This is a genomic window from Actinoplanes sp. NPDC051411, from assembly GCF_040682075.1.
Lineage (GTDB): Bacteria > Actinomycetota > Actinomycetes > Mycobacteriales > Micromonosporaceae > Actinoplanes.
On sequence record NZ_JBFBAD010000056.1, the window covers coordinates 43,599 to 68,083 of the forward strand.

The following is a 24,485-nucleotide window of genomic DNA, read 5'->3' on the forward strand; positions in this document are numbered from 1 at the left end:
CGGCGGCCGCTTCCGGACGCGGTTACTGTAGTCGGGCCGGAGAGTGCGTGGTCCAATGCTGCGGGGCTCTTCCCCGGGTGCCCGCGGCCGCCTGCCGGCGGGAAACGTCCTCGGAACAGGGTGTGTGAAACGACGTGACGACGAGCGTGATCGGTCTGGCCGACCCGGCCGACCTGGAACCGTCCCTGCTGTACGAGCGGACATACACGTCACGCCGCCGACCGACGTACATAGACGCGGCCGTGCTGCTCAGCCTCATGTTCATCCTGATCGCGATCATCCCGGCCCGGCTGGTCCTGCCCGGGGCCACCGACCTCGGCCGGCCGTCCCTGATCGTCGGCTTCCTGCTGTTCTTCTGGTGGATCTGCACGCGGTTCAGCCCACGCCTGGTGATGACCGGCCCTCAGCCCATCCGGTGGGCCTTCATCGGCTACTTCGGCGTTCTTCTCATCGGGTACGCAGTCGGATATCTGCGCGGCCTGACGTCGATGGAGGCGAACGCCGCCGACCGGGCCATGCTCTACCTGTGCGTCTTCGGCGGTGCCGTGCTGACCGCGGCCGACGGCCTGCCCAACTGGATCCGGCTGCGGACGCTGCTCAAGGTGCTGGTGGCCTCGGCCACCTTCGTCGCCGCGTTCGGCGTCGTCGAATACCTGGTCGGGCGCGACCTCAGCGGCTATCTGCTGGTTCCCGGGCTGCAGGAGAAGGGCTGGATCCCGGTTCTGGAGGACCGCGGCGCCGGCGTCCGGGTGGCGAGCACGACCTCCCACTACATCGAGATGGCGGCCTACCTCGCGCTGATCCTGCCGTTCGCCTTCCACTTCGCCATCTTCAGCCGCTCCAAGCAGCGCTGGATGGCGGTTGTCGCGACGGTCGTCATCGCGGCCGGCATCGCCTCGACGATCTCCCGCACCGGCATCCTGGCCGAGGGGGTCATGTTCCTGGTGCTGATGCCACTGTGGACGTGGCGCATGCGGTACAACATCGGCGCCTGCGTCGCCGCGGTCGTCGCCGCCGCCATGGCCGCCAAGCCGGGCCTGGTCCGCACGCTGTACCAACTGTTCGACAACCCGACCGACAACTCGTCCATCACCGCGCGGTACGAGCGCTACCCGCTGGCGTTCCGCTACATCTCCGAGCGCCCGTGGCTGGGCCGCGGCACCGGCACCTGGGTGTCCCCGCAGTACCAGATCATGGACAACCAGTGGCTGGACAACCTGCTGGCCAACGGCATCGTCGGCACGGTGGCGTACGCCGCCCTGCACCTCACCGCGATCGCGCTGGCCTGGATGGCGATGCGGCGGGCGCCCAACCGCGAGGTGAAGCACCTGTGCGCGGCGCTGATCTCGACGCAGGTGATGGGGCTGGTCGTGGCGGCGACGTTCGACTCGCTGTCGTTCCTGACCTTCGCCACCACGCTCGCCCTGACCATCGGGATGTGCGGCACGGTGTGGCGGCTGACCCACCCGGCGCGGGTCGTGCGTACCTCGGCCACCCGGACGCTGAACCACCGCCTCTGAGTCCGCGCCTCCGAGTCTGCGCCGCTGAGTCCGGCCGTACGGAAAAGGCCCCGAGTCCGTCTCTCCGGACTCGGGGCCTTCTCCGTACGGGAGGACTCAGGCGGCCTCGGCCGGAGCCGGCTGGCGGCGAATCAGGGCCACCCACTGCTTCATCTGGTCGCGCGGGATCGCGGCCGGGACGTAGACCAGGAGGCCGACGACGCCGCCGACCAGCAACTGGAAGAACGGGTAGGGGCCGCCGGCGAAGTGCACCGCCACCCAGGCGGCCGCGCCGGCCAGCACGCCCGCACACAGCGGGCGGACCATGGCCAGCGCGAGCGGCCGCAGCGCGACCTTGCTGCGGCGGAGCGCGACCGCCGTGAGCGGCACCGCCACGAGCAGCCCCACACCGGTCTGGGCCAGGGCCGCGCCGTGGATGGCACCGGCCTTGGTGGCGAACCACAGGGCCGGGAAGAGCACGACGGCCCAGCCCACGTTGAGCCACAGCGTGGCCCGGGTCGCGCCGGCCGCGGTCAGCACGTCGGTGCACATCCCGGTGGCCATGCGCACCAGGGTGAGCCCGACCAGGATCTGCAGGACCGAGGCGGCCGGCGCCCAGCGGTCGCCGTAGAGCAGCGTGACCAGCGGGGTGGCCAGCACCGCGGTGAGCGCGATGATCGGTGCCATCACGGTCACCAGCAACGGCATCGTGCGCAGTACGCCGTTCGACAGCGCGTCGCCGTCCCGCTCCGACAGCCGGGAGAAACCGGCCACCGAGACGTACCGGACGGCCTGGCCGAGCGTGGTCTGGGCCCAGCTCGCCACGTTGAACGCGAGCAGGTAGAAACCGACCAGGACCGGACCGGTGAGGTGACCGATGATCGTGAACTGGGCGTTGGTGACGATCGCCTCGACGCCCAGGCTGACCGCCAGGGGCACGCCGAAGACCAGCAGCTTGCGGGCGATCGCGCGATCCAGGCCGTAGCGGAAGGGCACGTCGCCGTAGTAGAAGACCAGCACGCCGGTGACCGCCGCGCCGGCGACCTGACCCCAGGCGAAGCTGTACGGCCCGGCGCCGCCGACGGCCAGGCTGATCGCCAGCGCCGCGTTGGCCACCAGGCCGACCGAGTTGGCGGTCACCAGCTTGCCCTGCTGGAAGTTGCGCATGAGGGAGCCGCTGCGGACCGCGGTGACCCCGTCGATGACGATGACCAGGGCGAGCAGCCGCACGACGCCGACCGCCGACCGGTTGCCGGCCGCCTCGGCGAAGAACGGCGCCGTCACGTAGAACAGGCCGTAGAGGCCGAACGCCATGCCCATCGCCATGGTGGCCGCGGTGGGCGCCATCTCCTCGAGCTTGCCCCGCCACTGCACGGTGGCGGCGATCAGGCCGCCGTCGTTGATGTGCATGAGCACGGTGGTGGCCGCCATCGCGATCGCGTAGACCCCGAAGTCGGCCGGGGCCAGAATCCGGGCCAGGGCCAGGCCCATCGCGAACGAGCCGACCTTGGTGACCATGGTGCCGAGCAGACTCCAGCGGAGGCCACGACCGGCTCGGCGCCCGAGCGACTCGCCCACGACGGGTTCCGTTATCGCCGCCTCGCTCGTCACTGCTCTCCCGCCGGTTCCGTTACCTTTTCGAGCCAGATCTCACGCCAGTACGGCGTGATCGAGCGAGGGCAGTTCGCGTGGAGCACGCCCTCACAGATGATGTCTTCGAGCACGAGGCAGGGCGAGCGCATGACCAGCATCTTGCCACTGTGCTCGTCGATGATGTGATCGACCCGGCGGGCCACCCGCGCGGTGCGACCGCAGAAGCGGGCCATCTCGGAGTCGAAGCCCATGCCCCGGTTGAGCAGCTCGGGGTTGAGGGTCAGCTCGATCTCGGCGCGGGACTTGACCCGCACCAGGTCGCCCGGCTGGATGCCGGTGACGCCGGTCGGGGTCTTGCCGGTGGCCCGGCCGACCAGGTCACCCCAGTGCTTGCCGCCCTTGAGCCGCAGGCCCCGGGGTGCCACGTCCTGGAGACGGTTGTAGAGCCCGACCAGGAATGTCGCGGCGGTCCGGAACACGCCGACGTTGCCGGAGCGCACGTCGTCGGTGTACTGGCTCAGGGTGAGCAGGGGGAGCGGCCGCGGGGTCGACCGCAGCATCTCGGTGGCCTGGCAGCGGTAGCGGGGGCTGCCGTCCTCGGCGTCCGGCCGGCGGCTGGTGATGGTCAGCAGCGGCAGCAGCTGGGGCGCGCCGGATTCGGGGACCGGCACGTCGGCCGGGGTGCCCGGCTCGACCTTGCGCAGCCACGCGTGTTTCCAGTAGATGAGGCAGGTGGCCTGGCAGCCGCCGTGTTCCTCGCCGCCGCAGCGGACGCCGGCCAGGTGGACGGCGTTCTCCAGCTTGTGGATGCCGCTGCGGTTGATCGTGTCGCAGGCCTTGTGGGCGACCTTGCCGACGGTCAGCCGCTTGCCGCAGTACTTGAGCATCTCCGGCATGAACGGCATCGCGTCGAGCTCGCCGTTCTCGTCCAGGGTGGCGAGGATCTCGGCCGGGCCGCGGACCTCGACAACGTCACCCACCCTCAGGTCGAGGGCGGCGTTCACCGCTGAGGTCATGAGGCCCGTCCCGTCCAGCGCAGGTCGGAGCCGATGCGGCCGGCCGCGTGCAGGGCGTTGATCTTCTTCAGTCGCTGGTGGCGCTCGCCGAACAGGTCCTCGAGCGTCAGGCCGTACTTCTGGTATTGCTCCGCCAGCTGCTCGATGCCCTTACGGACCGTCCACTGTGGCTTGAAACCGGGCACCTCGGCGGCGATCCGGTCGCACGAGACGCGGTAGTTGCGGGCGTCGGCGCCCGCGCCCTCGGCGAACGTCACCTCGCCGCCGACCACGTCGCGGACCAGCTCGGCGACGTCGCGGATCAGGTAGTTCTCGTCGGAGTGGCCGACGTTGAACGGCCGCGCGTGCACCGTCTCGCGGGGCGCCTCGAGCAGCGCGATGAAGGCCGAGGCGATGTCGTCGGCGTGGACGAGCGGGCGCCAGGCCATGCCGTTGCTGCGCAGGCCCACCTTGCCGGCCAGCAGCGCGTGCCCGACCAGGTCGTTGACCACCAGGTCGCCGCGCAGGCGCGGCGAGAAGCCGTACGCGGTCGCGTTGCGCAGGAAGATCGGCGAGAAGTCGTCGCCGGCCAGCTTGACCAGGTCCTGCTCGGAGAGGATCTTCGACTCGCCGTACGGCGTGAGCGGCGCGAAGTCCGCGTTCTCGTCGAGCGGCCGGTCGTCGGTGCCGGCGCCGTAGAGGCTGCACGAGGAGGAGAACAGGAACCGGGTGACCCCGGCGTCCTTGGCCGCCTGGGCGAGCCGGATCGTCGAGCGGTGGTTCACGTCGTACGTGAGTTCGGGGTCGAGGTCGCCCAGCGGGTCGTTGCACAGCGCGGCCAGGTGCATCACCGCGTCGGGGGCGACCTCGGCCAGATGTTCGGCGGTCACGTCCCGCAGGTCGACCCGCAGCGCCGGAACGTCCTCGGGCACCGGCCCGATCGTGCCGTCCGCGAACAGGCCGACATCGAGGCCCAAGACCTCGTGACCGGCGTCGAGCAGGCGGGGTACCAGCACACTTCCGAGGTAACCCTCGTGGCCGGTTACGAGAACTCGCATGCAGTACTCCTGGGTGCTGGCGCCCGCAGGCGCACGGATGTTACGCAGCGGCCGAGGTCGTCGGCGGACACAAACAGGGTTGACGGCGGTTCCGGTCGGCACAACCGCACGAACGACCACTTCCGTGGTCGGATTGCCGTCTCGGGCTCGAGCGGTGGATCGGCGGGTCAGGGCAGGCAGATTTTAGACGTGAGCGCGGGACCGCCTGAAGGGTCACGGGACGGTTGTGACCGGAGGCCGACCAGGGAGCGACGGACCTACAGGTGGGCGCCGCCGTTCGGACAAACTTGGGTGCCCGGCCGGCGGCCGCCGTCACGGGGTGATCTTGTAAATGTGGTAGGAGTATTCCTTGGCGAAGCTGTCCGTGATCGCGCCGTTGCTGATCGGTACGGACCGGTTCTCGAACATCACCTCGGCCGAGGAGCCCGCGACACCCTTGGGCAGGGTCAGCCGCTGCTTCCCGGTGCCGCCGGTGCGGCCCGGCATCGCGAAGATGTAGTACGACCCGTCGTGCGCCTTGAGCATGGTGTCGAGCTGCTTGTTGAACTGCCACTTGTACGACTCGGTGTTGAGCACCGGCGCCAGGCTGGTGATGTGGCGGTCCAGTTCGGACACCGCCGGGCGGACCGCCTTGCCGCACTGGTCGCGCAGCACGTGCTGGCTGATGCAGGACCCGCTGAAGTTGTGGTTGAAGTAGAGGATGCCGCGCGCCTCGTGGATCAGCGAGTTCATCACCGCGCCGCCGATCTGGTCGGCGGTGATGGTCGGTGCCTTCGCGTCGGTGAACGGGTGGCCCACCTCGACGAACGCGTAGATCGCCTGAAGCTTGCCGTCCAGCGCGTCGAGCCGGCGCATCTTGTCCATCGTGCGGCCGTAGTTGGCGGCCCGGCGGCAGGCGGCGGTCGTCCTGATGCCGATGGTCGGCCCCTCGGAGCCCTCACAGAGATCCGGGTCGGTGTACCAGTACTCGTCGTTGGACGTCACCGACGTGTAGCTGTTCACGAACCTGCTCGCGTCGGCGTCCTCCTGCCAGAACATGACGCCCTTGCCGTAGTTCGCGTACAGGAAGCGGCCGTCGCCGGACGGGAGTGCGGCGGTCAGCTTCTTCATCGCGTCGTAGCCGCAGTCGTACTTGCCCGAGGTGCAAGGGATGCCCGCCTCGGGGAACTTCCCGTTCCAGGTGCTCGTGCCGGCGCCGCCCCACATGTCGACCTCGTCGTTGACGAGCCAGCCGATGGTCTCGCCGCCGCTGCCCTTGTGGACCTTCGAGGTCATCGCGTGCATGCCGTTGCTATTGATCAGGCCCATGTCGGAGTCGTCGGTGAGCTCCACGTACGTGTTGAGGCCGGCCGCCTTGTCCTTGTCGATGTCGTCCTGGCTGAGCACGCTCTCGTACCAGACGCCGATCGGGAAGAAGTTCGGATCGGTCCAGCCGGCGTTGGCCGCCTTGGGGAACTTCGAGTAGTAGGCGGGGCCGCCGTCCCAGGGGATGCGCGGCAGATTGAGCGCGGCGACGTCGGCCGGAGGAGCGATGCTCTGCTTGGGCGCGCCCTTCGCCTTGGCGGAGGGGCCGGCGGCGCCTTTCTGGCCGGAGCCCGGCGTCTGGGTGCCGGAGACATCGGTCTTGCCGAAGAAGGAAAAGGTATCCGACCCGGAATTGATCGCATATGCGGCGACCGAGCCGCCCAGCACCAGCACGGCAAGTGTGGCGACGCTGGTGATGAGGATCCTCCGGCGACGCCGCCCCGGGCGCACATCCCGGCCGTCAGGTTCTTTGCCGGACAATTCCTGGCTTTCCACCTGCTATTTCCCCCCTCGGTGGCCGGCGCGTCGCCGTCCCTGGGAAAGCGGACACCCGGCTGACCCTATCCACCCGGCGCAAAGCGCCGACGGTTATGGAGAATCCCTCGCAAGAACTGCCGAGATCCATTTCGTCGTGCGAATGACTAATCGCGGACGGCCGGCTCCGACGGGACGGCCTGGTCGGCGGCGCCGCGCGGTGCGGGAACCGTGGCCGGTGCGGTGCTGCGGCTGCCCCAGCCGGAACGGACGTCCCAGTCCGGCGAGCGCCGCTTGCGCTCGGCCCGCAGAACCACCGACACGTAGACGACCGCCGACGGCATCAGCCACGGCGCGCGCAGCACGACGTCGCGCATCCACGATGTCGCACTGGAACCCGGAACGGGATCGCGGTTCAGGTCGTATTCCGGCGGCGCGGACTCGACGAACCGCCAGAACTCGTCGTTGCCGTCGCGGGCGCGGGCGACCCGGCGTACCAGATTGTTCATGGTGCGCGGGGCGACGACCCGGATCGACTGCGGGATCTCCGCCTTCTCGTCCGCCTCCACGATCGCGTCCAGGAACATGTCGTCGGCGGTGAGTTCCGGGAACCGCTTGAAGCGGGCGCGCGCCGTGCCGGACAGCGCGATGATGCCGCGCCCGAACAGCCGGCCGCGGAACACCGGCAGCCGCGCGTTGATGCGGTAATAGGAGCGGACCGGCCAGGTACTCGCCGACGCGTCGGACTCCAGGCGCGGCACGGCGGCTTCGATGCCCGGCCGCGCGACGGCGCCGGCCAGCGCCCGGATCAGGCTCACGTCGGCCGGGACGTCGGCGTCCATGTAGATCCGTACGTCGCCGGTGGCGAGTTCGTCGCCCGCGTTGAGCGCCGCGGTCTTGGACGGAGTGGTGATCTCCGCTACCCGCACGCCGAAGGAGCGGGCCACCTCGGCGGTGCGGTCGGTGCATCCGTTGGCAGCGACAATGATCTCCAGATCCGGACCGAATCCGTGCGATTCAGTCAAAGCGCGCAACGTACTGGCGATTCCGGCTTCCTCGTTGAAAGCCGGCATGATGACGCTGATCTGCACCCTGCGATACTTCCGTCCGGATCGGAACTCTCACAACCGGTCGAAAGTACGAGCAGCTATCCCGTAGACGACAGTGGCGGCGTCCATTCGTTCTCTTGTCCGGTGGCCCGGTGTCGGTAGGTTGCTCGGTGTGCAGGTATCAAAGGGCGGGCCGGAAACCGTTGTCGGACGGCCAAATCGGGTAATAATGGGTGGTGTCGGATTTGACCCACTTGAGGAAAATGAAGTAGTAGACCTGGTTCTGGCGGAATTGTCGGCTGGGCGCGGTGGACAGATCATCACGCCCAATGTGGACATCCTCCACCGGGTCGCCCGCGACCCGGAGGCCCGCGCCCACCTCGACGCGTCGTCGATCGTCGTGGCCGACGGCAAGCCGCTCATCTGGGCGAGCAAGATCGCCGGCACCGCGCTGCCGGCCCGGGTCCCCGGCTCCGACCTGATCTGGAGCCTCTCGGCCGGGATGGCCGGCGCCGGCCGCTCGGTCTACCTGCTCGGCGGCGAGCCGGGCACCGCCGAGATGGCCGAGGAGAAGCTGCGCGAGCGGTTCCCGGACATCAAACTGGTCGGGCACCTCAGCCCGTCGTTCGGGTTCGACACCCGCGCCGAGGAATACGACGCGGTGTGCGACGCCGTCGTCAGCGCCGCGCCCGACCTGGTCTTCGTCGGCTTCGGCTTCCCGAAACAGGAACGGGTCATCGCGCGGCTGCGCCCCCGGCTGCCGCAGACCTGGTTCATGGGCTGCGGTGCGGCGATCGGCTTCGTGGCCGGCGTGCACTCCCGGGCGCCCGGCTGGATGCAGCACAGCGGCCTGGAATGGGTGCACCGGCTGCTCCTGGAGCCCCGGCGGCTGGTCCGCCGCTACCTCGTCGATGACGCGCCGTACGCCCTGGGCCTGCTCGCCGGCAGTGCCCGCGCCCGGCTGAGCCGCAACGGAGGAACCCGGTGAGCCCGGACGTCTCGGTCGTCATCGTCTCGTACAACACCGTCGAGCTGACCCTGCGCTGCCTGGGGCAGCTGCTCGACAGCCGCACCGACGACATCAGCTTCGACGTCGTCGTCGTCGACAACGCCTCGGCCGACGGGTCGGCCGACGCGATCGCCGAACGGTTCCCCGAGGTCCGGCTGATCCGGCTGCCCGTCAACGTGGGCTGGGGCCGGGCCATCAACCGGGGCGTCGTCGCGAGCTCCGGCCGGCACGTGCTGTTCCTCAACCCGGACGCGGCTCCGGCCGGCCACCCGGTCGCCGAGCTGGCCCGGTTCGCGCGGCAGCACCCCGAGCACGGCATCTACACCGGCCGCACGCTGCACGCCGACGGCACCGACGACATGTACTGCTGCTGGGGGCTGCCCAGCCTGCGCGGCTACCTCGGTTTCGCCACCGGGCTGTCGACCGCCTTCCCGAACAGCTCCTGGCTCAACCCGGAGGACCTGCCCGGCTACGACCGGCGCACGGTGCGCGAGGTGCCCGCGGTGTCCGGGTGCTGCATGCTCGTCGACCGCCAGCTGTTCAACCAGCTCGGCGGTTTCGACCCGGTGTTCTTCCTCTACAGCGACGACATCGACCTGTGCGCCCGGGCGGCCGCGCTCGGCGCCCGGCCGGTCGTGGTCCCCGGCGCGGCGGTCGTCCACGTCGGCGGGGCGTCGTCGAGCTCGGAGGGCCAGCGCATCAAGATTCTGCGCGGCAAGGCCACCTACGTCCGGCGGCACTGGTCGCGCCCGCGCGCTCAGCTCGCCCTCACGCTCATGAAAGCCGGGGTCGGCCTGCGGGCCGCCGGCAAGACGGTTCTGGGCCGGGAGCGGTCGCGTGGCGTCGACTGGCCGGCCGTGTGGCGTGAGCGCCGGACCTGGTCGGCCGGCTGGCCCGCGGTCGACGAGCCGCGCCCTCCGCACAGCGCGCTCGACGCGATGACGCCGTCGGCCTGACGGCCGATCGCCCGAACCAGAAAGCCCTCGGTGCTCGGCACCGAGGGCTTCTTCCTGCTCTTTTCCGTACGCGCGAGCCTTTTTCAGTACGCGCCGGAGCTCCGCATGACCGCGCTGACCGTGCGGGCCAGGATCGCCACGTCCATGGCGAGCGACCAGTTCTCGACGTACGTCAGGTCGAGGCGGATCGAATCCTCCCACGACAGGTCGGAGCGGCCGGAGACCTGCCAGAGACCGGTCAGGCCCGGCTTGACGACCAGGCGCCGGCGCATGTCGTCGGGGTAGCCGGCCACCTCGCGGGCCAGCGGCGGGCGCGGCCCGACCAGCGACATGTCGCCCTTCAGCACGTTCATCAGCTGGGGCAGCTCGTCGAGGGAGAGCCGGCGCAGCCAGCGGCCGACCGGGGTGACCCGGGGATCGGACCGCATCTTGAACAGCTCGCCGTCGCTGTCGTTGAGGTTGCGCAGCTCCTGCAGCCGGGCCTCGGCGTTGACGACCATCGTGCGGAACTTGTAGAGCACGAACGGGCGGCCGTCCTTGCCCACCCGTTCCTGCCGGAAGATGGCCGGCCCGCGACCGCCCGCGCCGAACCGCACCAGCATCGCCACCACGATCAGCAGGGGCGAGAACATCAGCAGGAGCAGGAACGCGCCGACCCGGTCGAAGGCGTTCTTGATCAGGCGGGCGCTGCCCTTGAGGCGCGGGTGCTCGACGTGCAGCATCGGCAGGCCGTCGACCGGGCGGATCGTGGTGCGGTCGCCGGCCACGTCGACCAGCGTGCTGGCCACGATCAGGTCGATCTCGTCGCGTTCCAGCTGCCAGGCCAGGCGGCGCAGTTCGGCGCCGTCGATCTCGGGACAGCTGAGCACGACGACCGTGTCGGCGCCGGCCTCGGTCACCGCCGCGGCCACCTGATCGAAGTTGCCGTAGATGGGTGGCAGTCCCTTCGCCGGCTCGCTGTGGGTGCCCGGTGGCAGGCAGGCGCCGACGATGCCGAGACCGTGGTGGCTCTCGTGTCTCATCCGCCGGCTCATGTCGGCGACCGCCTTCGCATGACCGACCAGGATCACCCGGTGCAATCGATCACCGCGCGACCAGGCACGGTGCAGTAACTGGCGGAACACGTACCGTGCCGCCACATCGACGACCGTGGCCATGGGAACCGCGATGATGACGTAACCGCGGGCCAGGCGGAGGTCGAACGAGAACGAGATAATGGCCAGGACGGCGGTCAGGCCGAGACCGGAACGGACCACCCGTGCGTATTCGTCGGTGCCGACGAAAAGGTGGCGTGACTCATAGGCCCGATTGAGCGCGAGGACCGCGATCCAGGGCAGCGGAAATACCAACGTCAACAGTCGGTAGTCCAACAGGAACGTTTCCGTGTTGGATCCACGGAATCGCAGGGCGAGGGCGGCCGACGCGGCGGCCAGACCCACGATCCAGTCGATGAAGATCAGGCCCAGCGCGTACCTGCCGCGCCAGTCGGAACGGGCCGGTGTAGTGCGGAGCTCCTCCTCCTGGAGGGTGTTGAGCTGCCGCTTTTTCTGGTTGATATCGACGGTCGACCCTGACTCGATCGTCTGCACGCCTAGCCTCCGTCATCGACTGCGGCCAACCATGATGCTGGACTCGGTTGGGAACGGCCTCCCCGGCCGTGCCGGGAGACCCCACCCGGGGAATCCTGCTGAATGGTCCCTCGTTTGCGCTACATCTTTCCGTTCGACTCGGGTGACGAATCGGAGGATGCCAATTCACAAGCTGGTGCAAGGTGTTCAATTCGGGCGAACGCCATGCACCGCATACTTCGGAGCACAACGTGTGGGAATTGCCGCCGGGGCGGCAAACTCATACCCCACCGAACTGCGTCGGTCAATCGGTCGTGGACAAACGGGAATGTATTACATCCGACCGTTTTATCGATCGAGGTCTTCGGTGTACGCGAGACATGTTCCGTATTCCGGGAGCAGACCGCTGGAGCGCGCCTCGGCGAGCGAGGGCGCTTCGGCATCCTTGATGGACAGTAGTGGGACGGTTACAGGCCAGGCAATGTCCAGTTCCGGATCGAGCGGGTCGATGCCGTGCTCGTGGCCCGGACGGTAGGTGCTGGAGCAGAGATAGGCCACCGTGGCGCCCTCGGTCAGCGCGCAGAACCCGTGGCCGAGACCCTCGGCGAGGTAGATGGCCCGGCGGTCCTCGTCGTCCAGCCGCACCGACTCCCAGGTGCCGAACGTCGGCGATCCGACACGGAGGTCGACGATCACGTCGAGCACGGCCCCGGACACGCAGGTGATGTATTTCGCCTGCCCGGGCGGCACGTCGGCGAAATGCACGCCGCGGACGACGTCCTTGGCCGAGGTGGAGAGGTTGGCCTGGGCCAGGTCGAGCGGATGGCCGACCGCGGCCGCCAGCGCATCGAACCGGTACCACTCCATGAAGGTGCCGCGCGGGTCACGGTGCTGCACCGGGGTCACCTCAAAGGCACCCTGGATGGCGAGCGGGCGGATCTTCATCGAGCAACACCGTACTCTCCGGTGCTCAGCAGTCTCACGAGGTATCCGCCGTACCCACTTTTCAGGAGCGGCTCCGCTAGCTGCGACAACTCGTCGTCGGTGATGAAACCGTTACGCCAGGCGGCCTCCTCGACGCATCCGATCTTGAGGCCCTGGCGCTCCTCAATCACCCGAACGTATTCCGACGCCTGCACCATCGACTGAAAAGTGCCGGTGTCGAGCCAGACCGTGCCCCGGTCGAGCGGGGTCACGTCGAGGCGGCCCTGCTTGCGGTACTCCTCGTTGACCGCGGTGATCTCCAGCTCGCCGCGCGCGCTGGGCTCCAGCTTCTCGGCGATCCGCACCACGTCGGCGTCGTAGAAGTAGAGGCCCGGCACGACGTAGGTCGACTTCGGGCGGGCCGGCTTCTCCTCGATCGAGAGGACCTTGCCGTTCGCGTCGAACTCGACCACGCCGTAGCGCTCCGGGTCGGCGACCGGGTAGGCGAAGATGCGCCCGCCGGCCGGCTGCTGGAAGTCGGTCAGCTGACGGCCCAGGCCGACGCCGTGGAAGATGTTGTCGCCGAGGATCAGGGCGACCGGCTGGTCCCCGATGAAATCGGCACCGATGCGGAACGCCTGGGCGATCCCGTCCGGTTTCGGCTGTTCGGCGTAGCTCAGGGAGAGCCCGAACCGGCTCCCGTCGCCCAGCAGTCGCTCGAAGTGGGGCTGATCCTCGGGGGTCGTGATCACCAGGACCTCGCGGATCCCGGCCGACACGAGGGTGGTCAGCGGGTAGTAGATCATCGGCTTGTCGAAGATCGGCATCAGCTGCTTCGACATCGCGAGGGTTATGGGCCAGAGGCGGGAGCCGGTGCCACCGGCAAGCAGGATTCCACGCACCAGGGAACCCTAAACAGGGGTGGCAAAGCAGGTAGAGTGCCCAGTCGTGCAGATTTTCGTGACCGGCGGTGCCGGATTCATCGGATCGGCCTATGTCCGGGCCCTCTTGCAGGACGAATATCCGGCCGCGGTGGGGGCCTCCGTGACGGTTCTGGACCTGTTGTCCTATTCCGGCAATCGCGCGAACCTTCCATTGACGGATTCCCGACTGCGCTTCGTTCAGGGAGACATTTCGGATTCGGCCCTCCTACGGGAGTTGCTTCCCGGTCACGACGCGATCGTCCATTTCGCGGCCGAATCCCATGTGGACCGTTCGATCTCCGGTGCGCTGCCGTTCGTGCGGACCAACGTGCTCGGCACGCAGACCCTGCTCGACGCCGCGCGGGCGGCCGGCGTCGGGCGCTTCCTGCACGTCTCCACCGACGAGGTGTACGGCTCGATCGACGAGGGCTCGTGGACCGAGACCTGGCCGCTGGCCCCCAACTCGCCGTACGCCGCCTCCAAGGCCGGCTCCGACCTGATGGCCCTGGCCGCCTACCGCACCCACGGCATGGACGTGGTGGTCACCCGGTGCTCCAACAACTACGGGCACCACCAGTTCCCGGAGAAGGTCATCCCGCTGTTCGTCACCAACCTGCTCGACGGCGAACCGGTGCCGCTCTACGGCGACGGCGGCAACATCCGCGACTGGCTGCACGTCAGCGACCACTGCCGGGGCATCCAGCTGGCGCTCGACAAGGGCCGGGCCGGCGAGGTCTACAACATCGGCGGCGGCACCGAGCTCAGCAACAAGGAACTGACCGGGCGGCTGCTCGCGGCGTGCGGCGCGGACTGGGACATGGTCCGCCGGGTCGAGGACCGCAAGGGTCACGACCTCCGCTACTCGCTCGACATCACCAAGATCAGCGAAGAGCTCGGGTACACGCCGCAGGTCACCCTCGACGACGGGCTCGCCGCGACGGTCAAGTGGTACCGGGACAACCGCGACTGGTGGGAGCCGCTGAAGGCCCGGGCGGCGATCTGATGCGGTGGGTGATCACCGGCGCCGGCGGCATGCTCGGCCGTGACCTGTGCGCGGTGCTGGCCTCGGCCGGCGAGACCGACGTGGTCGCGGCCGGCCGGGACGACCTCGACATCACCGACGCGGCGGCGGTCCGGTCGGCGGTCGACGGGGCCGACGTGGTGGTCAACGCGGCCGCGTGGACGAACGTCGACGGCGCCGAAACGGAGGAGGCGGCCGCGACGGCGGTCAACGGCTACGCCGTACGGAATCTGGCCGAGACGGCCGGAAAGCGGCTCATCCAGGTCTCCACCGACTATGTTTTCGGCGGCGCGGCCACCGCGCCCTACGCCGAGGAGGCGCCGCGGGCGCCGATCAACGCCTACGGCCGGGGCAAGGCGATCGGTGAGCAGGCCGCGTTGTCGGCCGGCGGGTTCGTGGTCCGCACGGCGTGGCTGTACGGCGAACACGGTCCCAACTTCGTGCGCACCATGCTGCGGCTGGCGGCGTCGCGGGAAACCGTGGACGTGGTCGACGACCAGGTCGGACCGCCGACCTGGTCCTACGCGCTGGCCGGGCAGATCGTGGCGCTGGCCCGCTCCGGGGCCTCGCCCGGCGTCTATCACGGCACGGCGAGCGGGTCGACGACGTGGTTCGGGCTGGCGCGGGCCGTGTTCGAGGAGGCCGGGCTCGATCCGGCCCGGGTGCGGCCGACGACGAGCGACAAGTTCGTGCGGCCGGCGCGGCGCCCGGCCTACAGCGTGCTCGGGCACGACCGCTGGGCCGGGACGGGCGTCCCGCCGCTGCCGCCGTGGCGCGAGATGCTGACCGCGGCGATGCCGGTCCTGCGCGACTGACGGCGGGCGCTTCGAGCCGTTCCCGGATGCTTCGTCGCTGTCGCTAGGACCCGTATCCGTAGCCGGATGTGGCGTCGCCGTCCGGGCGGGTGAGCAGGATGGTCACCTCGGCCGCGGGGGAGCCCGGGGTGGCCCGGGCGGCGAACTCCTGGGCCAGTGCGCTGAGGCGCTCGGCGAACTCGTAGAAGGTCGCGTCGTCCATCGGGACCCGGCGCATGTCGTGCAGGCGCGGCCCGCGAGGCGTCTCCGGATCGAAGCGGCGCGGCCTCGGAGGGCGCGGACTCTCGCCGGCGGGCTCGACGGTCGCCGGGCTCGCGCTTTCGGGGGGCCGGCGTGGTTCGCGCGTGCCGGCGCCCTCGCTCGCCGCGGGGCCGGTGGCGGGTCGCCGAGGCCGGGTGGGGAAGCGGATGCCCGTGTAGGCGGTGGCCGGGAGGCCGGTGGCAGAGCCCGGGTCGATCTCCACAGTCAGGTCGAGCCCGGCCGGATCGAGCCCGGCCGGATGGAGTTCGGCGGGCTCGGTGGGACCAGTGGGACCAGTGGGACCGAGCTTGGAGGGCTCGGCTTCGAAAGGCCCACCCTGCGCCGGGCCGTGAGGCTGGGGGACGGTCCAGAGCGGCGTCGGGTAGGGCTCGTCGCCGATCCAGGTGAGACCGGGGATCGGGACCGGCATCCGCAGGGCCGGGGGAGCGGCCGCGGCCGTGCTGACCCAGACCGGGGTCGGGACGCCGTGTTCGCGGCGGGTGGTGCCGACGCGGACCAGGCCGTCGCGTTCGAGCAGCTTGAGCTCGTAGCTGACGACGCCGCCGGGAACACCGAGCCCGGCCGCGAGGCGGGCCACGGAGGCCGGTCCCGCGCTGAGGAGGCCGAGGACCCGGTCGCGTACGTCGCCTGTCATGGCTGACATTCTGGTCCACCCGGTGGGGAGATCAAACAGCGGCGCGCTTCGGCTCGGACGCCGGCCGTCGCCGGGGAGCGGAAAGGGTAACCTCGCCGCATGGCCGACGCCGACGACGTACGCCGGCTGGCGCTCTCCCTCCCGCAGGTGGAGGAGATCGACAGTGACGGCTTCGACTTCCGGGTGCTCAACAAGGGCTTCGTCTGGTCGTACCCGGAGCGCACGCCGGGCAAGCCGCGGGTGATCCGCACCGACATCGCGGTCCTCTACGTCGGCGACGAGGGCGAGAAGCAGGCGCTGCTGCTCGGCGAGCCCGACCTGTTCTTCACCACGCCGGGCTACGACGGGCTGCCGCTGGTCATGGTGCGCCTCGCCGTGGTCTCGGTCGGGCGCCTGACCGAGCTGGTCACCGACGCCTGGCGCATGCGCGTACCCGACGAACTGGCCCAAACCCTCGAGCGCGACGTCTGATCGCCGTTCTTTCCGGGTCGCCGGCGATCACTTTTCCGGTTCCGGCGGGTCTACATCTCGTGGGCTCTGATTCGCCCAGAACCGCGAGAGAGGATCGCAACCGGTGGAGATCAGCAAAGATTCCGTGGCCACCCGGCAGTTGAGCCGGGCCTTCGCCAGCACCCGCGACGTGCTGGCCAAGGTCGGACCCGACCAGTTGGACGCCGCGACCCCGTGCGCGTCGTGGGACGTGCGCGGCCTCATCGACCATTTCATCGGTTCGGCCCGGTGGGGCGCCTCCGCCCTCAGCGGTACGCCCCTGGAGGTGCCCGGCGACGACCAGGCGACCGGCGACCTCCTGGCCGGCTACGACGCCGGCATCAAGGTCGCGATGGACGCCTTCGAGGCCGCCGGCGCGCTCGAGAAGACGGTCGAGTTGCCGTTCGGCCGGTTCTCCGGCGCGGAACTGATGAACATGGTGGCGCGGGACCAGTTCACGCACGGCTGGGATCTCGCGCGGGCCATCGGGTACGACGTCGAGCTCGACCCCGAACTCGCGGGCGGACTGCTCGTCCAGGCCCGGGTCGAGATCGTCGACGCCTACCGCGGACCGGACGGCGAAGGCTTCTTCGGGCCGGCCGCGGAGGCCCCGGCCGACGCGACTCCCGCCGACCGGCTGGCCGCGTTCCTGGGCCGCCCCGTCTGATCGTCGTTGCGGCCGGGGCGCGGGGGCGCCCCGGCCGGCCACAGCAGCCGCCGGTGTTCGAGCGGCGAGGTCATACCGTTGCGCCGGCCCGCCGTCGCGCGCGGCTCGCCGGGACGATCATCGGGGTGCCGGTCTCCGGGTCGTCCAGCACCCGGCAGGGCATCGAGAAGACGTCCTCGACCAGCGCCGCGGTCATGACCGACGAGGGTGGGCCCTGGGCGACGATCGCGCCGTCCCTCATCACGATGAGCTCGGTGGCGTAGCGGCTCGCGTGGTTGAGGTCGTGCAGCACGGCGACGATCGTGCGGCCCCGCTCGTGCAGCTCGGCGCACAGATCCAGCACCTCCAGCTGGTGGGACAGGTCGAGGAACGTGGTCGGCTCGTCGAGCAACAGCAGCGGCGTCTGCTGGGCCAGGGCCATCGCGAGCCAGACCCGTTGCCGCTGCCCGCCGGAGAGCTCGTCGACGAAGCGGTCGGCCAGGTCGAGCACCTCGGTCTGCTTCATCGCGTCCCGCACCGCGGCCTCGTCGGCCGGGGACCACTGGCGGAGCAGGCGCTGATGGGCGAAGCGGCCTCGCGCCACCAGCTCCTCGACCACGATCCCGGCCGGCACGATCGGCGACTGCGGCAGCATGCCCAGTTGCTTGGCGACGAAGCGCGACGGGTAGGACGAAATCGCCTGCCCGTCCAGGTAGACCGCGCCCGAGCGCGGCTTCAGCACCCGGGCCAGCGACCGCAGCATCGTCGACTTGCCGCACGCGTTGGGGCCGACGACGACCGTGAACGAGCCGTCGGTGATGCGTACGTCTAGATCCTCGACCACCACCCGGCGGTCGTAGGCCAGGGTGAGGGCGTCGCCGCGCAACCGGCCGTCGTTCATCGCTTGGCTCCTTGTCCGGCCAGCAGCCAGGTCAGATAGAGGCCGCCGAGCGCGGCCGTGACCACGCCGACCGGCACGTCGTTTCCGGGCAGCACCCGCTGGGCCAGCCAGTCGCTCCCCACGAGCAGCGCGGCGCCCATCAGCGTGGCCGGCAGCAGTCCGGCGCGAGGCGAGCGGGTGAGGCGGGCGGCGAGCGGTCCGGCGGCGAGGGCCACGAAGGAGACCGGGCCGGCCGCGGCGGTCGCCCCGGCGGCCAGGCCCACGCCGGCGAGGGCCAGGAGGGCCCGGCTGCGCTCGACGCGTACGCCGTGCAGCAGCGCGGTCTCGTCGCCCAGCGCGAGCATGTCGAGGTGCCGTCCGAAGTGGAGCGCCACCGGCAGCAGTACGGCCAGCAGGACGCCGACGACCGCCACCTCGGTCCAGCCGGGCCCGTTGACGCTGCCGATCAGCCACACCTGAGCCTCGACCGCCTCGTCGAGCCGGGCCCGGTAGACGAGGAACGAGTTGAACGCGTCGAGCAGCGCCGATACGCCGATGCCCATCAGCACCAACCGGAACGGCTGCACGCCACGCCGGAACGCCAGCAGGTAGATCGTGATCGAGGTCGTCAGGCAGCCGAGGATCGCCCCGGCACCGACCGTCAGGCCACCGCCGCCCAGCAGCAGGATGACGATGAGCGCGCCCGAGGACGCGCCGACCGTGAGGCCGACGAAATCGGGGCTGCCCAAGGGATTGCGGGTCAGCCCCTGGAAGATGGCGCCGCTCAGGCCGAGCGCGGCTCCGACGAAGAGGGTGATCAGCACCCGCGGAAGCCGCAGGTCGTAGACGATGAAGTCGGTGCCCGCGTCGCCTTGGCCGACAAGGCTTTTCAGCACCGCGCCGACCGGGACGGGGAGGTCGCCGCTGGAGAGATTGACCACGGCAACGCCTACCGAGGCCAGGATCAACAGTCCGGACACGATCAGCGCACGCACGTGGACCCGAACCGAGAACCGGCCGCGCCGGGAAGCCAGGTGGCTCACAGGGCACTCAGCCGGCGCCGGCGACAGATCGCGATGAACAGCGGCGCGCCGAGGAAGGCCGTGACCACGCCGACCGGCAGCTCGGCCGGAGCGACCAGCACCCGGCCGAGCACGTCCGAGGCGAGCAGGAGGACCGGGCCGAGCACCACCGAGTACGCCAGGATCCAGCGGTGGTCCGAGCCGGTGAACAGCCGGGCCGCGTACGGGACGGCCAGCCCGAGGAACCCGATCGGCCCGGACGCGGCGGTCGCGGCCCCGCACAGCAGCGTGATCGCGAGCATGCCGAGCAGCCGGACCCGGATCGGCCTGGCCCCCATCGAAGTGGCCGACTCGTCGCCCAGGCCGAGGGCGTTCAGCTGCCGGCCGAGGGTCAGCGCGAGCAGCACGCCGGCCGCGATGAACGGCAGGACCTGAACGATGGTCGAGGTGTCCCGGTCGGCGAGCGAGCCGACGTCCCAGTGCCGGTAGCGGTCGAACGTCTCCCGTCTGGTGACCAGCACCGCCCAGACGATCGCGCCGAGCACCGAGGTGAACGAGATGCCGGCCAGCACCTGGCGTTCCGGCGTCGGTGCCTTGCCGGCTCCGCCGAGGAAGAAGACCGCGAGCGAGGTGAGCGCGGCCCCCGCGAAGGCGAACCAGACGTAGCCGGTGGCGCTGCCGACGCCGAGGAACGCGATCGCGAGCACCACGCCGGTCGAGGCACCCAGGCTGACGCCGAGCAGGCCCGGTTCGGCCAGCGGGTTGCGGGTGAGCGCCTGCATCAGCGTGCCGGCCAGGCCGAGCGCGGCGCCGACCGCGATGCCGAGCACCGTCCTCGGCAGACGCAGCTCGTGGACGATCACCGCGCTGAGCGAGCCGTCGTCGTGCCACAGCACGTGCCAGACCGTGCCGAGCCCGATCGTGCGGCTGCCGACCGCGATGCTCAGCGCGGCCGTGACGATCAGGGCGGCCGTGGCGATGGCGAGCCCGGTCCAGCGCCGGGTGGTGCGAGGCGACGGCTGGGGTGGGGCGTGCGGCTCCGGACGTACGGCGGTGCCAGAGGTCACGTCTATTTCTCCGATGGGGTGGGTGTACTTAGGTACGCCTCAGTGTGGTTAGGTGAGCCTAACCTATCGAATCCGAGAAAGGACCAGCCGTGCGGCTACCCCTCCTCGCTGCGGCAGCGGGACTCGTACTCGTCCTTGCCGCGTGCGGGACCAGCGACACCACGACGCCGTCCGCGTCCGGCAGCAGTGCGGCCGCCGCGGCGTTCCCGGTCACCATCGACCACAAGTTCGGTAGCACCACGATCAAGGCGGAGCCGAAGCGCATCGTCGTGGTCGGCCTCGTCGAGCAGGACGCCCTGCTCTCGGTCGGCGTGGTACCGGTCGGCACCACCGAGTGGTTCGGCGAGCAGCCGGGCGCGATCTGGCCCTGGGCGACCGGCAGACTGGGCGGCGCGGCCAAGCCGGCGGTGCTCACCGACACCGACGGCATCCAGTTCGAGAAGGTCGCGGCGCTGCGGCCCGACCTCATCCTCGGGCTCTACTCCGGACTGACCGCCGCGGACTACAAGACCCTGTCGAAGATCGCGCCGACCGTCGCGCAGCCGCCGGAAGCGCTCGACTTCGGCGCCTCATGGCAGGACGTGACCCGCATCGTGGGCACCGCGGTAGGAAAGAAGCAGCAGGCCGAAAAGGTGGTCGGTGACGTGCAGGCGAAGGTCGCGGCGGTGAGGGCCGCGCACCCCGAGTTCGCCGGCCAGACCGCGCTGATGGCGACCACCTACGAGGGCTACTACGTCTACGGCCCGCAGGACGCGCGCGGCCGGCTGCTCACCGACCTCGGCTTCACGCTGCCGGACGGGCTGGCCGCGGTCACCGGCAAGGACTTCGGGGCCAACCTGAGCCGGGAACGCATCGACATGCTCGACACCGACGTGCTCATCTGGCTGGTCGACGACTACGTCAAGGACAAGGCGAAGATCCAGGCCGACCCGCTCTACGTGAAGCTGGCGGTGAAGACCGAGGGCCGCGACATCTACCTCACCGACACCGAGTTGGAGGGGGCGGCGACCTCGTTCGTGACCGCGCTCAGCCTGCCGTACCTGCTCGACAAGCTGGTGCCGCAGCTGGCGGCGGCGGCCGACGGCAGCCCGGCCACCGAGGTGCGGCGAGCGTCCTGAAGCGGCGGGGCGGGGCTGCGGCCCCGCCCCGGCATCACCCGGCGACCTCCGACGACGGCGTGACCTACTCGTCGGCCGGGCCGGTACGAACGAAGGACGTTGGGAAATCGGCGTCAGGATGCCGGCCGGCCGGGTGGTGGGTCGCGGTCCGGCCGCCGCCGACGGCGTGCGGCACCAGGTCGTACGCGGTTTCGCCGTGCACCGCGAGATCGAGGCCGCCGTGCTCGTCGTCCCGCTCGACCCGGAACCCGACCGTCTTCCTGAGCACCGTCGCGATCACCCAGGTCAGCCCGAACGAGTACGCCGCGACCGTCACCGCCGCCAGCGCCTGCCGCCCGAGCAGCCCCGCGCCGCCGCCGAACAGCAGCCCGCGCGGCCCGCCGGTGACCGTCGCCGTGGCGAGCAGCCCGATCAGCACCGTGCCGACGAACCCGCCGACCCCGTGCACCCCCGCCACGTCGAGCGAGTCGTCGTAGCCCAGCCGGTGCTTGAGCCCGACCATGTAACCGCAGACCACGCCCGCGACGACCCCGATCAGCAGCGCGCCGAGCGGGTTCACCGACCCGCACGACGGCGTGATCGCGACCAGCCCGGCCACCGCCCCCGAGGCCGCACCGAGCGTGGTCGCCTTGCCGTCCCGGATCCGCTCGACCAGGAGCCAACCGGCCACCGCGGCGGCCCCCGCGACCTGCGTGTTGAAGAACGCGACACCGGCCGAGCCGTTGGCGGCCAGCGCCGACCCGGCGTTGAACCCGAACCAGCCGAACCAGAGCAGCCCCGCCCCGAGCACGACCAGCGGCATGCTGTGCGGCCGCATCGGATCGGACCGGAAACCGAGCCGCGGCCCGAGCACCAGGGCCAGCGCGAGCCCGGCCGACCCCGAGTTGATCTCGACCACGGTGCCGCCGGCCAGGTCGAGGATGTGCAGGTGGGCGGCGATCCAGCCGTGGGCGGTGAACACCCAGTGGGCGATCGGCGCATAGACCACGGTCACCCAGATCGCCACGAACGCCACCCAGGTGCCGAACTTGGCCCGGTCGGCGATCGCGCCGCTGAGCAGGGCCGCGGTGATGATCGCGAACATCAGCTGGAAGCCGGCGAACACCAGCGTCGGCACCGATCCGGTCAGGCTCTGCGGCCCGATCCCGGTCATTCCGGCGTACTTCAGGGTGCCGATCAGCCCGCCGCCGGCGTCCGGCCCGAAGGCCAGCGAATAGCCGTACAGCACCCAGACGACCGTCACCACGGCCAGGCAGATGAAGCTCATCATCAGCATGTTGAGCGTGCTCTTGACCCGCACCATGCCGCCGTAGAAGAGCGCCAGACCCGGCACCATCAGCAGCACGAGCGCGGCGCTGACCAGCAGCCAGGCGGTATCACCAGCGGACATGCGACCCCCTTTGGGTCCGTACGGGATGGCCGGCCGCGCTGCCGCAGCCCTCAGCCTCACCATCTCCCGTTTCACGCCCGCGAAGGCGCTGTTTCCGGCGCGTTACGGCCGTGACCCGCCGGTAGCGAGTTGCGGTCGGCCGGTTTCGTCAGCCATAGTGGTTCTTATCTAGCCGAATAAATCGGGGGAGAGCGATGGACCGGACGTTCACCAACCAGGCCCGGCGGGCCCAGATCATGCGGGCGGCGATCGACACCATCGCCGAGCTGGGATACGCGGGGGCGACGTTCGCGAAGATCACCGAGCGGGCCGGCCTGAGCAGTCCGCGGCTGATCTCGTACCACTTCGCGAACAAGGACGAGCTGATCCACGAGATCGTGGTGCACGTCTTCACGGCCGGCGCGGCGTACATGGGCGAGCGGATGCGGGCGGCCCCGACGGTTTCCGCGCGCCTGCGGGCGTACCTCGAGGCCAACCTGGAATTCCTGCGCGACCACCCGGCCGAGATCGCCGCGCTCACCGAGATCGGCCCGCACCTGCGCACCGAGACCGGCCGGCCCTACACGCCGACCGGCGCCCAGGAGGTCAGCGTCGCCCCGCTCGAGAAGCTCCTCGCCGAAGGGCAGGCGGCGGGCGAGTTCCGCGACTTCGACGTCCGCTCGATGGCGGTCATCATCCGCGGGGCGATCGACGGCGCGGCGCGCCGGTTGCGCGAGGAGCCCGACTTCAGCTTTCCCGTGTACGCGGCGGAGGTCGTCACCACCTTCCTGCTCGCGACCCGCCGGGAGGCCTGACGTGAACCGTCTCAGCCGTACGCTCCTGCTCGACGTGGTGGCCCCGCTCGCCGTCTTCTACGGTCTGCGCGCGGCCGGCGCCTCCCCACTGCTCGCCCTGCTGGCCGGGGCGGTCCTCCCCCTCGCCGGCGCGGCGCGCGACCTGGCCGGGCGCCGGCGGCCCGACGGCGTACGCGTCTTCGTCCTCGCCGTGATGACCGTGACCGTGGCGGCCTCGCTGATCACCGGCAGTCCCCGCGCCCTGCTGGTCCGAAGCGCCGTGATGATGGCCGCCCTGGGCCTGTTCCTGCTGTTCACCCTGCGCGCCCGGCGCCCATTCCTGTACGCCGCCGCCCAGACCGTCCTCCCGCCCGGCAAACAGCGAGTCTGGCAGGACAACTGGGACCGTCACCCACCCTTCCGCCGCCTGCTGTGGCTGCTCAGCGCAGTCTGGGCTCTCGGCTGCCTCCTGGACGCGGCGATCCGCCTGGCGCTCGCGCTGACCCTCCCGATCGACTCGGTGCCGGCCCTCGACGCCGCCCTGCTCGTCGCCACCTTGGCGGTCCTGCTGGCGGTCCAGCGCATTTTCGGCCGCGCCTACCTGCGCCGCCACGGCCTCCGCCTCCGCGGCGTCATCCTCGAGCCGACACCGACGGCCGGAGACCGAGCCGGCGACCCGTCACCCGACCCGCACGGGCCCGACCCGCACGGGCCCGACCCGCACAGGCCTGACCCGCACGGGCCCGACCCGCAGCACCGGCCCGAGCCCGCCGGACCGCTCCCATGACCGCCGCGGTCGGCCCGGTCGCCCTGGTCACGGGCGGCGCGAGCGGCATCGGCGCCGCCATCGCCCACCGGCTCGCGGCCCGCGGCTACCGAGTCGCCATCGTCGACCGCGCCGCGCCCGCTCCCGTCCCGGGCCGCGGCGCCGCCGGGGACGAAACCGGGGCGGAACCCGTAGGCCTCAAGGTCACCGCGCCGGATGACGACGTCCACCCCGCCGACACCGATCGCCT

Annotated in this window: 24 protein-coding genes; 11 read left to right on the plus strand and 13 right to left on the minus strand. The window is 70.5% G+C overall.

The window, feature by feature from the left end; genetic code table 11:
* The first annotated feature begins 134 nt into the window (after positions 1-134).
* The gene (locus AB0M88_RS28380; RefSeq protein WP_364107445.1) at positions 135-1,520 is read left to right on the plus strand and encodes an O-antigen ligase family protein; all 1,386 of its coding nucleotides are present in this window, start codon (positions 135-137) and stop codon (positions 1,518-1,520) included.
* A gap of 96 nt (positions 1,521-1,616) precedes the next feature.
* On the opposite strand, the gene AB0M88_RS28385 is transcribed toward AB0M88_RS28380, so the two are convergent.
* From AB0M88_RS28385 to AB0M88_RS28405, 5 genes are all read right to left on the minus strand, one after another.
* Positions 1,617-3,077, minus strand: coding sequence for an oligosaccharide flippase family protein (locus AB0M88_RS28385; RefSeq protein ID WP_364107447.1), 1,461 nt, complete (start codon positions 3,075-3,077; stop codon positions 1,617-1,619).
* Positions 3,078-3,106: 29 nt separating this feature from the next.
* Complete coding sequence (locus tag AB0M88_RS28390) at positions 3,107-4,108, minus strand: hypothetical protein (protein ID WP_364107449.1); 1,002 nt, start codon at positions 4,106-4,108, stop codon at positions 3,107-3,109.
* A complete protein-coding gene (locus AB0M88_RS28395) occupies positions 4,105-5,145 on the minus strand; it encodes an SDR family oxidoreductase (protein WP_364107451.1) in 1,041 nt (346 codons plus the stop codon). The genes AB0M88_RS28390 and AB0M88_RS28395 overlap by 4 nt, the downstream gene beginning before the upstream one ends.
* Positions 5,146-5,457: 312 nt before the next feature.
* Positions 5,458-6,945: a hypothetical protein gene (locus tag AB0M88_RS28400; RefSeq protein WP_364107453.1), complete on the minus strand. Its 1,488-nt coding sequence runs from the start codon at positions 6,943-6,945 to the stop codon at positions 5,458-5,460.
* Positions 6,946-7,091: 146 nt separating this feature from the next.
* Complete coding sequence (locus AB0M88_RS28405; protein ID WP_364107495.1) at positions 7,092-7,997, minus strand: glycosyltransferase; 906 nt, start codon at positions 7,995-7,997, stop codon at positions 7,092-7,094.
* Between the two features lie 307 nt (positions 7,998-8,304).
* Here AB0M88_RS28405 and AB0M88_RS28410 point away from each other — a divergent pair, with 307 nt between their 5' ends.
* Both AB0M88_RS28410 and AB0M88_RS28415 read left to right on the plus strand, forming a co-directional pair.
* Positions 8,305-8,961: a WecB/TagA/CpsF family glycosyltransferase gene (locus tag AB0M88_RS28410; RefSeq protein ID WP_364107455.1), complete on the plus strand. Its 657-nt coding sequence runs from the start codon at positions 8,305-8,307 to the stop codon at positions 8,959-8,961.
* Positions 8,958-9,938, plus strand: a complete 981-nt coding sequence (locus tag AB0M88_RS28415; protein ID WP_364107457.1) for a glycosyltransferase family 2 protein — start codon at positions 8,958-8,960, stop codon at positions 9,936-9,938. The genes AB0M88_RS28410 and AB0M88_RS28415 overlap by 4 nt, the downstream gene beginning before the upstream one ends.
* Before the next feature lie 83 nt (positions 9,939-10,021).
* Here the strand turns inward: AB0M88_RS28415 and AB0M88_RS28420 are convergent, their stop codons facing one another.
* The 3 genes from AB0M88_RS28420 to rfbA all read right to left on the minus strand — a co-directional run bounded on the left by AB0M88_RS28420 (position 10,022) and on the right by rfbA (position 13,332).
* On the minus strand, positions 10,022-11,527 hold the full coding sequence (locus AB0M88_RS28420) for a sugar transferase (protein ID WP_364107459.1): 1,506 nt from the start codon (positions 11,525-11,527) through the stop codon (positions 10,022-10,024).
* A 327-nt stretch (positions 11,528-11,854) separates the two neighbouring features.
* Positions 11,855-12,451 (minus strand): dTDP-4-dehydrorhamnose 3,5-epimerase family protein, encoded by a 597-nt coding sequence (locus AB0M88_RS28425; protein WP_364107461.1) that lies wholly within the window; start codon positions 12,449-12,451, stop codon positions 11,855-11,857.
* Positions 12,448-13,332, minus strand: a complete 885-nt coding sequence (gene rfbA / locus AB0M88_RS28430) for a glucose-1-phosphate thymidylyltransferase RfbA (protein ID WP_364107463.1) — start codon at positions 13,330-13,332, stop codon at positions 12,448-12,450. The genes AB0M88_RS28425 and rfbA overlap by 4 nt, the downstream gene beginning before the upstream one ends.
* A gap of 46 nt (positions 13,333-13,378) precedes the next feature.
* Between rfbA and rfbB the strand changes: the two genes are divergently transcribed.
* Together rfbB and rfbD are read left to right on the plus strand one after the other, a co-directional pair.
* A complete protein-coding gene (gene rfbB / locus AB0M88_RS28435; protein WP_364107465.1) occupies positions 13,379-14,356 on the plus strand; it encodes a dTDP-glucose 4,6-dehydratase in 978 nt (325 codons plus the stop codon).
* Complete coding sequence (gene rfbD, locus AB0M88_RS28440) at positions 14,356-15,189, plus strand: dTDP-4-dehydrorhamnose reductase (RefSeq protein WP_364107467.1); 834 nt, start codon at positions 14,356-14,358, stop codon at positions 15,187-15,189. The genes rfbB and rfbD overlap by 1 nt, the downstream gene beginning before the upstream one ends.
* Before the next feature lie 43 nt (positions 15,190-15,232).
* On the opposite strand, the gene AB0M88_RS28445 is transcribed toward rfbD, so the two are convergent.
* Positions 15,233-16,084: a helix-turn-helix domain-containing protein gene (locus AB0M88_RS28445; protein ID WP_364107469.1), complete on the minus strand. Its 852-nt coding sequence runs from the start codon at positions 16,082-16,084 to the stop codon at positions 15,233-15,235.
* A gap of 99 nt (positions 16,085-16,183) precedes the next feature.
* On the opposite strand from AB0M88_RS28445, the gene AB0M88_RS28450 reads away from it, so the two are divergent.
* Together AB0M88_RS28450 and AB0M88_RS28455 are read left to right on the plus strand one after the other, a co-directional pair.
* The gene (locus AB0M88_RS28450) at positions 16,184-16,555 is read left to right on the plus strand and encodes a hypothetical protein (protein WP_364107471.1); all 372 of its coding nucleotides are present in this window, start codon (positions 16,184-16,186) and stop codon (positions 16,553-16,555) included.
* Between the two features lie 103 nt (positions 16,556-16,658).
* Positions 16,659-17,240 carry a TIGR03086 family metal-binding protein gene (locus tag AB0M88_RS28455; RefSeq protein ID WP_364107473.1) on the plus strand — a complete coding sequence of 194 codons (582 nt, stop codon included), beginning with the start codon at positions 16,659-16,661 and terminating at the stop codon, positions 17,238-17,240.
* A 70-nt stretch (positions 17,241-17,310) separates the two neighbouring features.
* On the opposite strand, the gene AB0M88_RS28460 is transcribed toward AB0M88_RS28455, so the two are convergent.
* From AB0M88_RS28460 to AB0M88_RS28470, 3 genes are read right to left on the minus strand one after another with little or no spacing between them, the layout of a single operon-like run.
* Positions 17,311-18,120, minus strand: coding sequence for an ABC transporter ATP-binding protein (locus AB0M88_RS28460; protein WP_364107475.1), 810 nt, complete (start codon positions 18,118-18,120; stop codon positions 17,311-17,313).
* Positions 18,117-19,142 (minus strand): iron chelate uptake ABC transporter family permease subunit, encoded by a 1,026-nt coding sequence (locus AB0M88_RS28465; RefSeq protein ID WP_364107477.1) that lies wholly within the window; start codon positions 19,140-19,142, stop codon positions 18,117-18,119. The genes AB0M88_RS28460 and AB0M88_RS28465 overlap by 4 nt, the downstream gene beginning before the upstream one ends.
* Complete coding sequence (locus AB0M88_RS28470) at positions 19,139-20,188, minus strand: iron chelate uptake ABC transporter family permease subunit (protein ID WP_364107479.1); 1,050 nt, start codon at positions 20,186-20,188, stop codon at positions 19,139-19,141. The genes AB0M88_RS28465 and AB0M88_RS28470 overlap by 4 nt, the downstream gene beginning before the upstream one ends.
* A gap of 89 nt (positions 20,189-20,277) precedes the next feature.
* On the opposite strand from AB0M88_RS28470, the gene AB0M88_RS28475 reads away from it, so the two are divergent.
* Positions 20,278-21,306, plus strand: a complete 1,029-nt coding sequence (locus AB0M88_RS28475) for an iron-siderophore ABC transporter substrate-binding protein (protein ID WP_364107481.1) — start codon at positions 20,278-20,280, stop codon at positions 21,304-21,306.
* Positions 21,307-21,370: 64 nt separating this feature from the next.
* On the opposite strand, the gene AB0M88_RS28480 is transcribed toward AB0M88_RS28475, so the two are convergent.
* A complete protein-coding gene (locus AB0M88_RS28480) occupies positions 21,371-22,696 on the minus strand; it encodes an ammonium transporter (RefSeq protein WP_364107483.1) in 1,326 nt (441 codons plus the stop codon).
* 194 nt (positions 22,697-22,890) lie between these two features.
* Here AB0M88_RS28480 and AB0M88_RS28485 point away from each other — a divergent pair, with 194 nt between their 5' ends.
* The 3 genes from AB0M88_RS28485 to AB0M88_RS28495 form a co-directional block, all read left to right on the plus strand.
* Positions 22,891-23,490, plus strand: a complete 600-nt coding sequence (locus AB0M88_RS28485; RefSeq protein WP_364107485.1) for a TetR/AcrR family transcriptional regulator — start codon at positions 22,891-22,893, stop codon at positions 23,488-23,490.
* 1 nt (position 23,491) lies between these two features.
* Positions 23,492-24,256 (plus strand): VC0807 family protein, encoded by a 765-nt coding sequence (locus AB0M88_RS28490; protein ID WP_364107487.1) that lies wholly within the window; start codon positions 23,492-23,494, stop codon positions 24,254-24,256.
* The coding region (locus AB0M88_RS28495; RefSeq protein WP_364107489.1) for an SDR family NAD(P)-dependent oxidoreductase at positions 24,253-24,485 on the plus strand (233 nt) is incomplete at its 3' end. The genes AB0M88_RS28490 and AB0M88_RS28495, both read left to right, overlap by 4 nt.

Coding starts and splice junctions, on each gene's coding strand:
- AB0M88_RS28390 (WP_364107449.1), bottom strand. CDS start 4,108: ATGACCTCAGCGGTGAACGCCGCCCTCGACCTGAGGGTGGGTGACGTT.
- AB0M88_RS28395 (WP_364107451.1), bottom strand. CDS start 5,145: ATGCGAGTTCTCGTAACCGGCCACGAGGGTTACCTCGGAAGTGTGCTG.
- AB0M88_RS28405 (WP_364107495.1), bottom strand. CDS start 7,997: ATGCCGGCTTTCAACGAGGAAGCCGGAATCGCCAGTACGTTGCGCGCT.
- AB0M88_RS28425 (WP_364107461.1), bottom strand. CDS start 12,451: ATGAAGATCCGCCCGCTCGCCATCCAGGGTGCCTTTGAGGTGACCCCG.
- rfbD (WP_364107467.1), top strand. CDS start 14,356: ATGCGGTGGGTGATCACCGGCGCCGGCGGCATGCTCGGCCGTGACCTG.
- AB0M88_RS28445 (WP_364107469.1), bottom strand. CDS start 16,084: ATGACAGGCGACGTACGCGACCGGGTCCTCGGCCTCCTCAGCGCGGGA.
- AB0M88_RS28450 (WP_364107471.1), top strand. CDS start 16,184: ATGGCCGACGCCGACGACGTACGCCGGCTGGCGCTCTCCCTCCCGCAG.
- AB0M88_RS28460 (WP_364107475.1), bottom strand. CDS start 18,120: ATGAACGACGGCCGGTTGCGCGGCGACGCCCTCACCCTGGCCTACGAC.
- AB0M88_RS28480 (WP_364107483.1), bottom strand. CDS start 22,696: ATGTCCGCTGGTGATACCGCCTGGCTGCTGGTCAGCGCCGCGCTCGTG.
- AB0M88_RS28485 (WP_364107485.1), top strand. CDS start 22,891: ATGGACCGGACGTTCACCAACCAGGCCCGGCGGGCCCAGATCATGCGG.